Below are 14,706 nucleotides of genomic sequence, written 5' to 3'. Positions count from 1 at the left end.
GTCAGTTTCCCTTCTGGCCGGTCGCGAGGGTGTGCGCGACCAGTGCGTTCGCGTGGCCGTGGCCGAGCCCGTACTCGGTCTTCAACCAGCCGACCAGTTCCATGTGCTTGGTGAGCGGCGAGTCGACGATCAACTGCTGCCACTCGGCGATCGGACGCCCGTACTTCTGCTCGATCGAGGGGAAGTAGCTCGCCGGTCCCTTGACGCTCATCTCGTGCTCCGTACGTTCGCTCCGCGTGCCGTCACAGGGAAGGACGACACGCACCGGCGGGACTCATCGGTCCCGCGAAACTTTTTCCCCGGACTTCCCGGGACGGCCGGTTCGCTGCTGACCGCCCGCCGCCCGGGCCCCTACCGTCGGGGGCATGGCATGGATCGACGACAGCATCATCGAACGGGCCGCGGACTACCTGTGGACGGCGGGCCGGGTCCTGGAGCAGCGCCGCTTCGCCCACCTCTTCGGCGCCGCCCCCGACCCGGCGGGCGTCCTCGCGGCCCTGGACGCCTACCGCACCCCCGGCGGCGGCTGGGCGTACGGCCTGGAGCCCGACGTCCGCGGGCCCGCCGCGCAGCCCCTCGCGGCCGGCGCCGCTGCCCGGATCCTCGCCGAGGCCGGCGCCCTCGGCGGCGAACGCGGACGCGAACTCTGCGACTGGGCCGCCACCTGGACCACCCAGGACGGCGGCGTCCCCGCCGTCCTGCCCAGCCTGCGCCGCTTCCCCCACCCGCCGTTCCTGCCGATCGCCGAGGACCCGCCCGCGGAACTCCTCGCCACCGGCCAGATCACCGCGCCGCTGCTCGCCGCCGGTGTCCGGCATCCCTGGCTGACCGGAGCGGAGAGCTTCTGCCGGCGGGCGATCGAGGCGATCGGGACCACCCACCCGTACGAGGTGATCACCGCCGTCGGATACCTGGACGCCGCGACGGACCGCGACTGGGCGGTCGAACAGGCCGCCCGGCTCGGCGAGGCGGTCCGCGACCAGCACCTGGTGCTGCTCGACCCGGACCGGCCCGAACAGGTCCGGCTCGCCCCCGGCTACGCGCCCGGCGAATTCCACCTCCCGCACGACTACGCACCCAGTCCGGACAGCCTCGCCCACAGCTGGTTCACGCCCGCCGAACTGGACCGCGGGCTGGCCCACCTGGCTTCCCGTCAACTCCCCGACGGCGGCTGGCCCATCAACTGGGCCCGGTGGTCCGCCGCCACCGAGAACGAGGCCCGCCCCGGCGTCACCCTCGCCGCTCTGCTGACCCTCCGGGCCTACTCACGCTGACTCCCGGGTGGCGCCGTGCTCAGGGCATCGCGGCGAGCCACCCGTCCGCGACGGCCGTCCGGGCGTAGAGGACCGCCCGGCCCGCGCGGTGCGAGGAGACCAGGCCGGCGGTGCGGAGGGCGGTGAGGTGTTGGGAGATCGCGGCGGGGGAGAGCGCGCAGCGGGCGGCGAGTTCGGTGGTGGAGGCGGGGGTGTCGAGTTCGGTGAGCAGACGGGTGCGGGTGCGGCCGAGCACGGGGGCGAGGGCTTCGGCGCGGGGGTGCGGGCGGGTCTCCCAGACGGTCGCGGCGGCCAGCGCCGGGTAGCAGAGCTGCGGGGGATCGGGCGTGACGGTCCGGGTGAGCAGGCGGGGCCAGGCGAAGACGGAGGGGATCAGCAGCAGCCCGGCGCCGGTGGCGATCCGGGTGACGGCGCAGTGCCGCTGCGACAGGTGCAGGGTGCCGTCGGCCCACCGCACCGTGCCGTGCAGGTCGCCGAGCATGCCGGCGCTGCCGTGCTCCGCGGCGTGCCGGGCGCGCTGCAGGACGTCCGCCTCCAGTACGGCGCGGATCCGCGACCAGTAGGGGGCGAGGGCGAGCTGCCAGTACGTCTCGATCTCGGCGCTGATCCGCCGCAGCGCCTCGCCGGGGTCGCGTTCCAGCAGTCGCAGCCGCGCGGGCAGCCCGCCGGGGGCGTCCGCCCGCAGGCAGTCCAGGTCGTGCCGGACCAGCTCCGGCCCGGCGGCCCGAACGGCCGTCAACTCACCCGCCAAGTCGGTGATCCGGTCGTCCGGCACCGGGTTGAGGAAGTCCGGCAGGTGGCCCTGCGGCGGGATCAGGTCGGCGAGCCAGCCGCGGTCGAGTCCGGCGGGGGCCAGCCGGGGGCGGACCTGGGCGGCCCAGCGGCGCAGCGGTTCGGGCCCGGGGTCGGCGGCGAGGGCGCGGTAGCTGGTCACCACCTCCCACATCGGGGAGATCGCGAACCTGGTCAGGGCGAGGTCGCCCACCGACAGCGGCAACCCGGTCCGCACCGCGCCCACCTCCGCACCGACTGTCCGACGATTCGGCCAGAGCTTAATCAATCCCCACCGGCCGCCCGCATCGGGCAGCATCGAACCGTCCGCAGAAACACGTCCGGAAAGCGGTTGCCGACATGCCCTCCAGCGCCCTCCCCACCCGTTCCACCGAGCTCGCCCACCGGCTCCGCGCCCTCTCCGCCGCCCCGGCGGTCCTGGTGCTCCCCAACGCCTGGGACGCGGGCAGCGCCGCGGTGATCGCCGCGGCGGGCGCGCAGGCCGTCGCCACCACCAGCGGCGGAGTGTCCTGGTCGGCCGGCCGCGGCGACGGCCACGGACTGGACCGGGCGGCGATGGCCGAGGCGGTGCGCCGGATCGTCGTGGCGGTGGACGTCCCGGTCACCGCCGACGTCGAGGGCGGCTACGGGGCGGCGCCGGAGGACGTGGCGGCGACCGTCCGCGCGGTGGTCGAGGCGGGCGCGGTCGGCATCAACCTGGAGGACTCGACCTCCCCGGGCGGCCCGCTGTTCCCGGTCGCCGAGCAGGCCGCCCGGCTGGCCGCGGCGAGGGCGGCCGCCGTCGCGGCCGGCCTGCCGGAGCTGCTGATCAACGCCCGCACCGACGTTCACCTGTTCGGGATCGGGGCGGAGCAGGACCGCCCGGCGGACGTGCTGCGCCGGGCCGAGGCGTACGCGGCGGCGGGCGCGGACTCGCTGTTCGTGCCGGGGCTGGTCGACCTGGTGGCGCTGAAGGAGCTGACGGACCGTTCGCCGCTGCCGGTCAACGCGATGGCCGTCCCGGGCGGCCCGACCGTCACCGAGCTCGCCGCCGCCGGGGTGCGCCGGATCAGCCTGGGCACCGCGCTCGCCCAGGCGGCCTACACCGCCGCCCACCGGGCGGCCGTCGAGCTGCTCGGCCCGGGCACCCTGGGCGCGCTGGACGGCACGCAGGACTACGGCACCCTGAACGCCCTGTTCAGCGGGCGCTGAACAGGGCGTTCGGAAGGTGACGGCAGGTCAGCTGACGGCGCGCTTCACCAGGTCGGAGAGGCGCGCCGCCTCCGCCTCGCCCAGGTCGGCGATGGCGAAGTAGGTCGGCCACATGTCGCCGTCGTCCAGCTTGGCGTTGTCGCTGAAGCCGATCATCGCGTAGCGGGACTTGAACTTGGCGGCGCTCTGGAAGAAGCAGACCGGCTTGCCGTCCTTGTTGTTGTACGCCGGCATGCCGTACCAGGTCTTCGGGGCGAGCTCCGGCGCAACGGTGGTGACGATCTCGTGGAAGCGCTCGGCCAGCACCCGGTCCTCGTGCGGCATTTCGGCGATCTTCTCCAGCAGGTCCTGCTCCGCCTCGGCGGCCTTCGCCGCGGCCGAGGCGCGCTTGGACTCCGCCTTCAGCTCCTTGGCGCGCTCCTTCATCGCCGCGCGCTCGTCCGCGGTGAAACCCTCGTGCTTCTCGGTGCCCGCCATGTCGTCTCTCCCGTTGCCGTGCCTCGTTGACGTTCTTCATCGTAGGAACCGGGGCCGCCGTCCGGCTTCTCAAAAACTGACCGGCCCGGCCCGGGACGGATCCCGGGCCGGACGCCTCGACGGGTTCACCGGGCCTTGAAGCTTCGCAGGCGCAGGCTGTTGCCGACGACGAAGACCGAGGAGAAGGCCATGGCGGCGCCGGCGATCATGGGGTTGAGGAGGCCGGCGGCGGCGAGGGGGATGGCGGCGGTGTTGTAGGCGAAGGCCCAGAAGAGGTTGCCCTTGATGGTGGTGAGGGTGCGGCGGGAGAGGCGGATGGCGTCGGCGGCGGAGCGGAGGTCGCCGCGGACGAGGGTGAGGTCGGCGGCTTCGATGGCGGCGTCGGTGCCGGTGCCGATGGCGAGGCCGAGGTCGGCCTGGGCGAGGGCGGCGGCGTCGTTGACGCCGTCGCCGATCATGGCGACGGTGCGGCCTTCGGTCTGGAGGTTGCGGATGGTGGCGGCCTTGTCCTCGGGGAGGACTTCGGCGATGACGTCGTGGGTGGGGATGCCGATCTCGGTGGCGACGGTTTCGGCGACGAGGCGGTTGTCGCCGGTGAGCAGGACGGGGCGCAGGCCGAGGGCGCGCAGTTCGGTGATGGCTTGCGCGCTGGTGGGTTTCACTGCGTCCGCGACTTCCAGGACGGCTCGGGCCGTGCCGTCCCAGCCGACCGCGATCGCGGTCCGCCCGGCCTGCTCGGCGGCGGTCTTGGCTTTGGCGAGGGCGGGCGGCAGGTGCTGGGCCCGGTCGGCGAGGAGTGCCTCGCGTCCGGCGACCACGGTGTGGCCGTCGATGGTGCCTTGGACGCCGAGGCCGGGGATGTTGGTGAAGTCTTCGACGGGTGGGAGGGTGCCGAGCCGTTGCTGTGCGGCGTCCGCGATCGCGCGGGCGATGGGGTGTTCGGAGGCGTGTTCGAGGGCGCCGGCGAGGCGCAGGGCCTGGTCTTCGGTGGTGTCGTCGGTGGTGTGCAGGGCGGTCAGGGTCATTCGGCCGGTGGTGACGGTGCCGGTTTTGTCGAGGACGACGGTGTCGACCTTGCGGGTGTTCTCCAGGACCTCGGGGCCCTTGATGAGGATGCCGAGTTGGGCGCCGCGGCCGGTGCCGACGAGCAGGGCGGTCGGGGTGGCCAGGCCGAGTGCGCAGGGGCAGGCGATGATCAGCACCGCGACCGCCGCCGTGAACGCAGCGCTCCAGCCCTCGCCGGTGCCCAGCCAGTAGCCGAGGGTGGCCAGCGCCAGGGTGATCACGATCGGGACGAACACTCCGGAGATCCGGTCGGCGAGGCGTTGGGCGGCGGCCTTGCCGTTCTGTGCGTCCGCCACCAGTTGGGCCATCCGGGCGAGTCGGGTGTCCGCGCCGACCCGGGTGGCCTCCACCACCAGCCGGCCGCCCGCGTTGACGGTCGCGCCGGTGACGCCGTCGCCGGCGGTGACCTCGACGGGCACGGACTCGCCGGTCAGCATCGAGGCGTCCACGGCGGAGCTGCCCTCGACCACGGTGCCGTCGGTGGCGATCTTCTCGCCGGGTCGGACCACGAACCGGTCCCCGACCGTCAGCCGGTCCGCCGGGATGCGGACCTCGCGCCCGTCCTGAAGGACCGTCACGTCCTTGGCGCCGAGTTCCAGCAGGGCCTTGAGGGCGGCGCCGGCGGTCCGCTTGGAGCGGGCCTCGAAGAAGCGGCCGGCCAGGATGAACGCGGTGACGCCGGCCGCCGCCTCCAGGTAGATGTTCGACGCGCCGTCCGAGCGGGCGACGGTGAACTCGAAGCCGTGCCGCATCCCGGTCATGCCCGCGTCGCCGAAGAACAGCGCCCACAGCGACCAGAGGAACGCGGCGCCGGTGCCGAGCGAGACCAGGGTGTCCATGGTCGCCGCGCCGTGCCGGGCATTGGTCCAGGCCGCCCGGTGGAACGGCCAGGCGGCGTACGTCACCACGGGGGCGGCCAAGGTCAGCGAGAGCCACTGCCAGTTGTCGAACTGCAGGGCCGGCACCATCGCCATCGCGATCACCGGCACGGCCAGCGCGACGGCGGTGACCAGGCGCTGCCGCAGCGGTGCCAGCTCGTCCGCGGGCCCGCGCTCGGGGGCCGCGGCGGCGGGGGGCTCGGGCAGCGCGGCGGTGTAGCCGGTGGCCTCCACGGTGGCGATCAGGTCGGCGATCCCCACGGGCCCGTCGACGACCACCTTGGCCTTCTCGGTGGCGTAGTTGACGCTGGCCTGCACGCCGTCCATGCGGTTGAGCTTCTTCTCGATCCGCGCGGCGCAGGACGCGCACGTCATGCCGCCGATGCGGAGTTCCACCTCGGTGGAGGCGGGTGCTGCCTGGGTGGTCATCAGGGCTCCTCGTGGTCTCGGACCCCCGCCCGCGGCCGGGGCGGGCGGGTGCTGTCAGGCCCGGCCGGTCAGCTGGTAGCCGGCCTCGTCGATCGCGGCGCGCACCGCCACCTCGTCCGGTTCGGCGGCCGAGTCGACGCTGACCAGGCCGGCCTGCACGTCGACCCGGACGGCGGCGACGCCGTCGAGCGCGCCGACCGCCTTGCCGACGGCCTGCTCGCAGTGGCCGCAGGTCATTCCGGCAACGGTGAACACGGTGGTGACGGCGGCCGGGGCGGTGGCGGTCGCGGTGGTGGAGCAGGTGCCGTCGGTGGAGCAGCAGGACATGGGGGCCTCCGGTGGTCGCTGGATACCCGGTGGGGGTATCTCGTTCTGAGTTCAGTTATACCCCTGGGGGTATCCTGCGCAAGCAATCCCGCACCGCCCGGAGCGCCCCCGCCGGCCTCGCCCTCGGCGCGGGGGCGCGAGCGAATCGTGGCCGCACCCCCGGCGGTTCGGCGTAGCCTTCGTGCATGGCAGAGAGCAAGGTCGCGAAGGTCGGGCGGAAGAAGCCCGAGACGCACCTGGGGATGGTGCGGCGGGCTAGGCGGATCAACCGTGAGCTGGCGGAGCTGTACCCGTACGCGCACCCGGAGTTGGACTTCGACGGGCCGTTCCAGTTGCTGGTGGCGACCGTGCTGTCGGCGCAGACCACCGACCTGAGGGTCAATCAGACGACGCCGGCGCTGTTCGCGGCGTACCCGACGCCGGAGGACCTCGCGGCGGCGGTCCCCGAGGAGCTGGAGGAGATCATCCGGCCGACGGGTTTCTTCCGCGCCAAGGCGAAGTCGCTGATCGGCCTGTCCATCGCCCTGCGCGACCGCTTCGACGGCGAGGTCCCGCGCAGGCTGGAGGACTTGGTGACGCTGCCGGGCGTGGGCCGGAAGACGGCCAATGTGGTGATCGGCAACGCGTTCGGCGGGGCGGGGATCACCGTCGACACCCACTTCGGACGGCTGGCCCGCCGCTTCGGGTGGACGGTCGAGGAGGACCCGGAGAAGGTCGAGGCCGAGGTGATGGCGATCTTCCCGAAGTCGGAGTGGACGATGCTCTCGCACCGGGTGGTGTTCCACGGCCGCCGGGTCTGCCACGCCCGCAAGCCCGCCTGCGGGGCGTGCGCGATCGCGCCGCTCTGCCCGTCGTACGGCACCGGCGAGACCGACCCGGAGCAGGCCCGCAAGCTGCTGAAGTACGAGCTGGCGGGCCAGCCGGGCCAGCGCCTGCGCCCGCCGGCCGACTACCCGGGCGAGGCCGCCGCCCGCGCCGAGCTCGCCGCCGGCCACCCGCTCCCGGACACCGACCCGGACGTCCTGCCCGCCGAGAGCGCCACCGCCGACAGCGCCGGCGCCGAGCAGCCCGCAGCCAGGAAGCCCGCAGCCAGGAAGCCCGCTGCCAAGAAGGCGGCAGCCGGGAAGACCGCCGTCGCGAAGACCGCCGGAGGCCGCGGATGACGACCCCACCTGCGCCCGCCCTGGTCCGCGACGGCCTGCCGGAGTGGCTGCTGCCGGTGCGGGAGGCCGCCGAGCGGGCGGTGCCCGAGCAGCTGAGCCGGTTCCTGCCCCCGGCCGAGGGCGGACGCCCGTCGGCGGTGCTGATGCTGTTCGGTGACGGCCCGGCCGGGCCGGACCTGCTGCTGATCGAGCGGGCCCGCAGCCTGCGCTCGCACGCGGGGCAGCCGTCCTTCCCGGGCGGTGCGCTGGACCCGGAGGACGGCGACCCGGCGGGCGCGGGCCCGCTCGCGGCGGCGCTGCGCGAGGCGACCGAGGAGACCGGCCTCGACCCGTCGGGCGTGCAGCTGTTCGCGCGGCTGCCCGCGCTGTACATCCCGGTGAGCGGCTTCGTGGTGACGCCGGTGCTGGGCTGGTGGCGGCGGGAGTCGCCGGTCGCGGTGGTGGATCCGGCGGAGACCGGCGCGGTGTTCCGGGTGCCGCTGGCGGAGCTGACCGACCCGGCCAACCGCGCCAAGCTGCGGCACCCGTCGGGCTTCACCGGGCCCGCCTTCCAGGTGGCGGGCCGCCTGGTGTGGGGGTTCACGGCGGGGGTGATCGACCGGGTGCTGCACTTCAGCGGCCTGGAGCGGCCCTGGGACACCCGCCGCACGGTGGAGCTGTCCGAGGAGGCCGTGGCGCTCTCGATGCGCCACGGCTCCTGACGCCGGGTCAGGCCGAGGGCGCCCGCAGGGTGGCCATGGTCGAGACGGTGCCGTCCTCGTCGTTCCACTGGTTGCTCGCCGAACTCGCGGCCGATCCGGCCAGTCCGAGCACCAGGTAGATCACCAGCAGCGCCTTCGCGCCCCCGCCGAGCACCAGCGGCCGGGTCGCGGAGCGCGCCGGCTCGGACTTCGCCGGGTCGCCGAAGACGCCCTTGGGGTAGGCCGAGGTGAGCATCATCAGGTACGCCTGGAAGCGCATCCGGTAGCGCAGCACGGCGGCGGTGGCCTCGAACAGGGTCTGCGGCATCCGCCCGAGGACCAGCACGATCAGCCAGCTGATGAAGGACACCGCCCACCAGCCGGTCTGCAGCAGGCCCTGGACGATCGCGGCGGGGATCGCCAGCAGCAGCCGGAAGAAGACCGCGAGGCGGTTCAGCGGTTCGCCGGGGCGCAGCTCGATCCGCACGGGGTGGTCGGGGGCGTCGAAGCGGAACGGCGGGTAGCGGTCGACCATCAGCAGCATCGAGGCGTAGACCCGGGTGTCGTAGGCGGCGAACCCGCTCAGCCACTCGGCGGCGAAGCGGGGCAGCCGCCCGGTGAACAGCGCGCCGAACCAGCCGATCACCACGACCACGAAGGCGACGACCGACAGCAGCCACAGCACGATGAACTGGGGGATCAGCAGCAGCAGGCGCAGCAGCACGGTGAGGCGGTTCTGCGGCCCGGGCGGCGGGACGTCCAGGGCCGGCTGGAACTCGGTGCGGTCCACCACCGGCACGTCCCACCTGGGCTGTTCCATGGCACGACTCCCTGAGCGCTCGTCAGATGTGCGGATGATCAGACCGTCGCAACCAATCCGGGCGCGGTGCCCGCCGGGCTGACCCGATCGGGCGACGGCCGGGCACCGGTGTCCCCCGCCCGGCGGGACGTGGGAGGGTATCCGGGTGAACGTCCTGGACTTCCTGTTGATCGCCGCCGCACTGGGCTTCGCCGTATCCGGCTATCGGCAGGGGTTCGTGGTCGGCGTGCTCTCGGTGCTCGGCTTCCTGGGGGGCGGCCTGATCGCCGTCCAGCTGCTGCCGCTGCTGCTGCGCCACCTGTCGCCGGGCACCACCGCCTCAGTGGTGGCGGTGGTGGTGGTGATCGTGCTCGCCGCGATCGGCCAGGCGATCACCACGCACTTCGGCTGGAAGCTCCGCGGCCGGATCGGCCAGGGCAAGGTGAAGACCCTGGACGCGATCGGCGGCTCGCTGGTCAACGTGCTGTCCATGCTGCTGGTGGCCTGGCTGATCGGCTCGGCGCTGGCGGGCACCTCGATGCCGACCGTCTCCAAGCAGGTCCGCACCTCCGCGGTGCTCGGCTCGGTGCAGTCGGCGCTCCCGGACGACGCCCCGAACTGGTTCTCCGACTTCAGCAAGGAACTCGCCCGCAACGGCTTCCCGCAGGTCTTCAACCCGTTCGAGCAGGAGCCGATCACCGAGGTGGAGGCCCCCGACCCGGCGCTGGCCAACAGCCCGGGCGTGGTGCGGGCCAAGGGTTCGCTGGTGAAGGTGCTGGGCACCGCCGCGTCCTGCGGCAAGACCCTGGAGGGCTCCGGCTTCGTGTTCGCCCCGCACCGGGTGATGACCAACGCCCACGTGGTCGGCGGCGTGGACGAGCCGACCGTGCAGATCGGCGGCGCCGGCCAGCTGTACGACGCCACCGTGGTCCGCTACGACTGGCAGCGCGACATCGCGGTGCTGGACGTTCCCAAGCTGAACGCCCCGCCGCTGTCCTTCGCCGGCGAGGCGCGGACCAACGACTCGGCGATCGTCGCCGGCTTCCCCGAGAACGGCTCCTTCAACGTCCAGCCCGCCCGCATCCGCGGCCGGATCCAGGCCAACGGCCCGGACATCTACCACCGCGGCCAGGTGGTCAGGGACGTCTACTCGGTGCGCTCGCTGGTCCGCCAGGGCAACAGCGGCGGCCCGCTGCTCACTCCGGACGGCCAGGTCTACGGGGTGGTGTTCGCCAAGTCGCTGGACAGTTCCGACACCGGGTACGTGCTGACCGCCGCCGAGGTGAAGGAGGACGTCGCCCAAGGCGCCACCGCCGGGGCCAAGGTCAGCACCGAGGGTTGCGCACTGTGACCGGCCACTGGCCGAACACACTCTGACGGACCGTCGGCCGGGCCTGATAGCGTCGGCGGCGCTCACCCGAACGGTCCAGCCGGGCCGCCATGGAAGGAGCCCGACGGGAGGTCAGTCAGACGCCATGATGGGTCACTCGCACGCGGTCAGCGGCGCCCTGCTGTTCGCGGCCACCGCGCCGTTCGTCCCACCGCTGATCGGCATCCACCTGCAGCCCGCCGACGTCCTGATGGGCACCGTGCTGTGCGCCGGCGCGGCCCTGCTGCCGGACCTGGACCACCACGACGGCACCATCGCCAACTTCCTCGGCCCGATCTCCAAGGTGCTGTGCCGCTTCGTCGCCTGGGTCTCCGGCGGCCACCGGCACGCCACCCACTCGCTGCTGTTCGTGGCGCTGATGGGCGGCGGCAGCTGGGCCGGCATCACCTTCGGCGGCCGCTGGTTCACCATCGGCCTGACGTTCTTCCTGCTGGCCATGGCGCTGCGCGCGCTGCGCCTGCACCCGCCGGGCGAGGGTCCGATGGCCTGGATCACCGTGATGGGCATGGCCGCGCTCGGCACCTTCGGCATGCTCAAGTGGCTGCCCAGCGCCCCGGGCTGGCTGCCGTACGCGGTGGCCCTGGGGACCTTGGCGCACCTGCTCGGCGACTGTCTGACCAAGCAGGGCTCGCCGCTGCTGTGGCCGCACAAGGAGCGCTACGAGATCGTGCTGATCAAGCGCACCGGCAACGACGTGGAGACCAAGATCCTGGTCCCGATGATGACGCTGGCGACCTTCGCGCTGCTGCTGTGGAGCACCGCGATCTCGCCGACCGTGCTGACCTGAGCCGGTCGTCACGGCAACGGCCGGGGCCGCGAGGAGTCGTCCTCCTCGCGGCCCCGGCCGTTGCGGGCTGCGCGGCGGGGCTCACAACTCCCGGCGGAGCCGGGCGCCGACCCAGCGGGCGCGCCGTCCGATGATCTTCGGAATGCCGAGGCGGTACCCCGCGCTGCGTGGCGTCCGCTCGGACGGCTCGTAGGGCCACTCCGGCTGCGGAACGTGCGGTTGCGAGCTGCTGCTGCCACGGCGGCTCCGGCGCGGCTGGGCTTCTCGATCGGGCATCCAGGTCATACCGGATGGATTCCCCTGGGCCGCCCGGAGTAACCGCGTTCGACCCCGGCGACTGGCCTATGCGCTTGTCATATGAACGCCAGTAACTCCGGGGGAGTGGGCGGAGGTTGACGGGCCGCCGCTCACTGCTCCTTGTGCTGCCGGACCCACCCGATCAGCTCCGAGGTGAACTCCTCCGGAACCTCCTCGTGCGGGAAGTGCCCGACCCCCGGCAGCAGCCGCCACCGGTACGGCGCGGCCACGTACTCGCCCGCCCCCAGCGCGGTGCGCGACAGCAGCACCGGGTCCGCGGCGCCCTGCACGTGCAGCACCGGCGCGGTGATCTGCTTCTTCATCCGGCGCGCGAACTGGATGCCGTCCGGCCGCGCCATCGACCGCAGCAGCCAGCGGTACGGCTCGATCGAGCAGTGCGCGGTGCTCGGCACCTGGATCGCCTTGCGGTACGAGGCCACCGCGTCCGCGGGCAGCATGTTCGGCCCCGTCCAGGCCCGCAGGTACTCGCCGACCAGCGCGCCGTCCTCCGCGACCAGCTGCCGCTCCGGGATCCACGGCCGCTGGAAGCCCAGCACGTGGTCGAACGCGGCGATCTGCCGACGGTCCGTCAGCAGCGCCCGGCGCAGGTGCCGCGGGTGCGCCGCCGACACCACCGTCAGACTGCGGATCACCGACGGGCGCATCACCGCCGCCACCCAGGCCAGCGTGCCGCCGGTGGCGTGCCCGACCAGGTGCGCCTGGCGCTCGCCGAGCGAACGGATCACCCCGGTGATGTCCAGCGCCAGGTTGCCCGGGTCGTAGCCGCGCGGGGTGCGGTCCGAGCCGCCCATCCCGCGCAGGTCCAGCGCCACCGCCCGGAAGCCCGCCTCGGCGAGCGCCGTCAGCTGGTGCCGCCACGCCCACCAGTACTCCGGCCAGCCGTGCACCAGCAGCACCAGCGGGCCCTCGCCCAGCTCGGCGATGTGGAACCGCGCACCGTTCGCCGCCAGGTCGCGGTGCGTCCACGGCCCGGCCGAGCGGACGCTCCACGGCTCCTCGACGGCGGGCGCGGCGGGGACGGGAGCGGGCTCATCCACGGGCTTCTGGTCCAACGACATATCCGCAGCCTGTCATACCCTCGCCGTCCGCACGTGCCCGGCACTCGCGCCCGGACGCAACCGTTACCGGCCGGTGGTCACTGGATGCGCCCCAGTGCCCGGTCGATCTCCTCCTTGGTGGCCGGCCGCGGCTTGGCGTTCTTCAGCACCTGGGCGGTGGCCTGGGCGCCCGCGATGGTGCGCTCCGGCTTCCGGATCTTCTTGAAGTACCGGATCATCAGGAACGCCAGCAGCGCCGCGATCAGCACGTACGCGCCGCCGACGATGGCGAACGACCAGCCGGTGGTGATGCCCAGCGCCTGCAGGCCCCAGGCGAAGGCGAACGAGAACATCGGGATCGACGCCAGCGCCACCACCCCGGCCACCGTGCCGGCGGCGGTGCCGATGCCGCCGCGCACCACGTCCGCCTTGATCTCCGCCTTGGCGAGGGCGATCTCGTCGTGCACCAGGCTGGAGAGCTCGGCGGAGGCGTCGGCGAACAGTTCGCCGATGGTCCGCTCGCCCTCGTGCGGAATCCGGCCGTCGCCGTTCGGGTGTGCGGCTCCTGCGGCCATCGGCGGTCTCCCTTTCACGGGCTGGGTGGAACGTTCTGAGGGTGCGTCATGCACGTGCGTGTCAGCTCAGCATCATGCCCTTACCGGCGAGTCGGGCACCACTCCGGGTACCCGGCCGACGGCGTGTCACCCCTGCTGTTGGTACACATCGGGGATGCCGTCGCCGTCCTCGTCGCGGTTCTCCTCGTCGTACAGCCGCCGGTAGTACCGGTTGCGGCGCTTCAGCAGCAGGGTGCCGACCACCGCGCAGGCCAGCGAGCCCACCAGGACGGCCTCCTTGCACAGCTCCGCCAGGTGCTCGTCGTCCGGGAACGCCAGATCGCTGATCAGCAGCGACACCGTGAAGCCGATGCCCGCCACGGTGGCCAGCGCGAACATGTCCGACCAGGTCAGCTGCGGGTTCAGGGTCGCCCGGGTGTGGCGGGCGGCCAGCCAGGTGCCGCCGAAGATGCCCACCGACTTGCCGACCAGCAGGCCGATCACGATGCCCAGCGGCGCCGCCTCGGTGAACACCTCGCCCAGCACCTTGCCGGACACCGGCACGCCCGCCGCGAACAGCGCGAACACCGGCACCGCGAACCCCGCGGACAGCGGCCGCACCAGGTGCTCGATGTGCTCGCCGGGGGACTGCTCCTCGCCCTCCTCCCGGTGGCAGCGCAGCATCAGGCCCATCGCCACGCCCGCCACCGTCGCGTGCACGCCGCTCTCGTGCATCAGCGCCCAGTTCAGCACCGCCAGCGGCACGAACAGCCACCAGCCGTGCACCCCGCGCCGGTGCAGGAACCAGAACAGCGCCAGCCCCGCCAGCGCCGCCCCCAGCGCCCAGAACTCGATCCCCGAGGAGAAGAACACCGCGATGATCAGGATGGCGATCAGGTCGTCGACCACCGCCAGGGTCAGCAGGAACGCCCGCAGCGCGGACGGCAGGTGACTGCCCACCACCGCCAGCACGCCCAGCGCGAAGGCGATGTCGGTCGCCGTCGGGATCGCCCACCCCGTCGGATGCCCGTCCGGGGCCGCCAGGTTGACCGTCACGAACAGCACCGCCGGCAGCACCACGCCGCACACCGCCGCCACCACCGGGAGCAGCGCCGCGCTCGGCGTCCGCAGCTCCCCGGCCACGAACTCCCGCTTCAGCTCGATGCCCGCCACGAAGAAGAAGATCGTCAGCAGCCCGTCCTGCGCCCACGCCTCCACCGACAGGTCCAGGTGCAGCGGCGAACCCGGCCCGAAGGTGTAGTCCCGCACCGTCTCGTACCCGTGCGGCCAGACGTTCGCCCACACCAGCGCGCACGCCGCGGCGACCAGCAGCAGCACCCCGCCGACCGTCTCGGCCCGCAGCGCGTCGGTGAGGAAACGGCGCTCGGGCAGCGACAGCAGGCCGAGGAACTGGCGGCGGTCGTCGGACGGGTTGGTCACGGGGACCTCCTGAGGCGGGCGGCATGCGGACACACGGGTGGTGCGGTGCCGACCAGACTTCCCGGCGCGCCTGAGGATCTTGATGCTTCCTTTGCATCCTACGGC

General features: G+C 73.2%; 14 protein-coding genes and 1 pseudogene. 6 read left to right on the top strand and 9 right to left on the bottom strand.

All coding sequences use genetic code 11. The features are described 5' to 3' along the window. Nucleotide 1: 1 nt before the first annotated feature. Nucleotides 2–211, bottom strand: a complete 210-nt coding sequence (locus tag BX266_RS16310; protein WP_099900580.1) for a DUF4287 domain-containing protein — start codon at nucleotides 209–211, stop codon at nucleotides 2–4. Nucleotides 212–365: 154 nt separating this feature from the next. On the opposite strand from BX266_RS16310, the gene BX266_RS16305 reads away from it, so the two are divergent. Beyond that, nucleotides 366–1,274, top strand: a complete 909-nt coding sequence (locus BX266_RS16305) for a hypothetical protein (RefSeq protein WP_099900578.1) — start codon at nucleotides 366–368, stop codon at nucleotides 1,272–1,274. A 19-nt stretch (nucleotides 1,275–1,293) separates the two neighbouring features. Here BX266_RS16305 and BX266_RS16300 read toward each other — a convergent pair whose 3' ends face one another. Next, nucleotides 1,294–2,283 carry a helix-turn-helix domain-containing protein gene (locus tag BX266_RS16300; RefSeq protein WP_259464720.1) on the bottom strand — a complete coding sequence of 330 codons (990 nt, stop codon included), beginning with the start codon at nucleotides 2,281–2,283 and terminating at the stop codon, nucleotides 1,294–1,296. 122 nt (nucleotides 2,284–2,405) lie between these two features. Here BX266_RS16300 and BX266_RS16295 point away from each other — a divergent pair, with 122 nt between their 5' ends. Continuing rightward, complete coding sequence (locus BX266_RS16295; RefSeq protein WP_099900574.1) at nucleotides 2,406–3,257, top strand: isocitrate lyase/phosphoenolpyruvate mutase family protein; 852 nt, start codon at nucleotides 2,406–2,408, stop codon at nucleotides 3,255–3,257. Nucleotides 3,258–3,284: 27 nt separating this feature from the next. Here BX266_RS16295 and BX266_RS16290 read toward each other — a convergent pair whose 3' ends face one another. From BX266_RS16290 to BX266_RS16280, 3 genes are all read right to left on the bottom strand, one after another. Continuing rightward, nucleotides 3,285–3,734 (bottom strand): iron chaperone, encoded by a 450-nt coding sequence (locus tag BX266_RS16290; RefSeq protein ID WP_099900572.1) that lies wholly within the window; start codon nucleotides 3,732–3,734, stop codon nucleotides 3,285–3,287. A gap of 125 nt (nucleotides 3,735–3,859) precedes the next feature. Next, complete coding sequence (locus BX266_RS16285) at nucleotides 3,860–6,106, bottom strand: cation-translocating P-type ATPase (protein ID WP_099900570.1); 2,247 nt, start codon at nucleotides 6,104–6,106, stop codon at nucleotides 3,860–3,862. 54 nt (nucleotides 6,107–6,160) lie between these two features. Then, nucleotides 6,161–6,433: a heavy-metal-associated domain-containing protein gene (locus BX266_RS16280; protein WP_099900568.1), complete on the bottom strand. Its 273-nt coding sequence runs from the start codon at nucleotides 6,431–6,433 to the stop codon at nucleotides 6,161–6,163. A gap of 185 nt (nucleotides 6,434–6,618) precedes the next feature. On the opposite strand from BX266_RS16280, the pseudogene nth reads away from it, so the two are divergent. Together nth and BX266_RS16270 are read left to right on the top strand one after the other, a co-directional pair. Continuing rightward, a pseudogene (gene nth / locus BX266_RS16275) lies at nucleotides 6,619–7,401 on the top strand (endonuclease III); the annotation flags it as partial. 191 nt (nucleotides 7,402–7,592) lie between these two features. Beyond that, on the top strand, nucleotides 7,593–8,297 hold the full coding sequence (locus BX266_RS16270) for a CoA pyrophosphatase (RefSeq protein ID WP_099900566.1): 705 nt from the start codon (nucleotides 7,593–7,595) through the stop codon (nucleotides 8,295–8,297). 7 nt (nucleotides 8,298–8,304) lie between these two features. On the opposite strand, the gene BX266_RS16265 is transcribed toward BX266_RS16270, so the two are convergent. Then, nucleotides 8,305–9,096 (bottom strand): DUF4389 domain-containing protein, encoded by a 792-nt coding sequence (locus BX266_RS16265; protein WP_099900564.1) that lies wholly within the window; start codon nucleotides 9,094–9,096, stop codon nucleotides 8,305–8,307. Between the two features lie 145 nt (nucleotides 9,097–9,241). On the opposite strand from BX266_RS16265, the gene BX266_RS16260 reads away from it, so the two are divergent. Then, nucleotides 9,242–10,426 (top strand): MarP family serine protease, encoded by a 1,185-nt coding sequence (locus tag BX266_RS16260; RefSeq protein WP_099900562.1) that lies wholly within the window; start codon nucleotides 9,242–9,244, stop codon nucleotides 10,424–10,426. Nucleotides 10,427–10,550: 124 nt separating this feature from the next. After that, a complete protein-coding gene (locus BX266_RS16255) occupies nucleotides 10,551–11,252 on the top strand; it encodes a metal-dependent hydrolase (RefSeq protein ID WP_180290508.1) in 702 nt (233 codons plus the stop codon). Nucleotides 11,253–11,659: 407 nt separating this feature from the next. Here BX266_RS16255 and BX266_RS16245 read toward each other — a convergent pair whose 3' ends face one another. From BX266_RS16245 to nhaA, 3 genes are all read right to left on the bottom strand, one after another. Further along, nucleotides 11,660–12,628, bottom strand: a complete 969-nt coding sequence (locus tag BX266_RS16245; protein WP_399169772.1) for an alpha/beta fold hydrolase — start codon at nucleotides 12,626–12,628, stop codon at nucleotides 11,660–11,662. 77 nt (nucleotides 12,629–12,705) lie between these two features. Further along, nucleotides 12,706–13,182 (bottom strand): phage holin family protein, encoded by a 477-nt coding sequence (locus BX266_RS16240; protein ID WP_099900556.1) that lies wholly within the window; start codon nucleotides 13,180–13,182, stop codon nucleotides 12,706–12,708. A 126-nt stretch (nucleotides 13,183–13,308) separates the two neighbouring features. Further along, the gene (nhaA, locus tag BX266_RS16235; RefSeq protein WP_099900555.1) at nucleotides 13,309–14,601 is read right to left on the bottom strand and encodes a Na+/H+ antiporter NhaA; all 1,293 of its coding nucleotides are present in this window, start codon (nucleotides 14,599–14,601) and stop codon (nucleotides 13,309–13,311) included. Between the last annotated feature and the right edge of the window lie 105 nt (nucleotides 14,602–14,706).

Source organism: Streptomyces sp. TLI_171 (genome assembly GCF_003610255.1).
GTDB lineage: Bacteria > Actinomycetota > Actinomycetes > Streptomycetales > Streptomycetaceae > Kitasatospora.
Note: the sequence above shows the minus strand (reverse complement) of the source record. Positions and strands in the feature narration are given on the sequence as shown.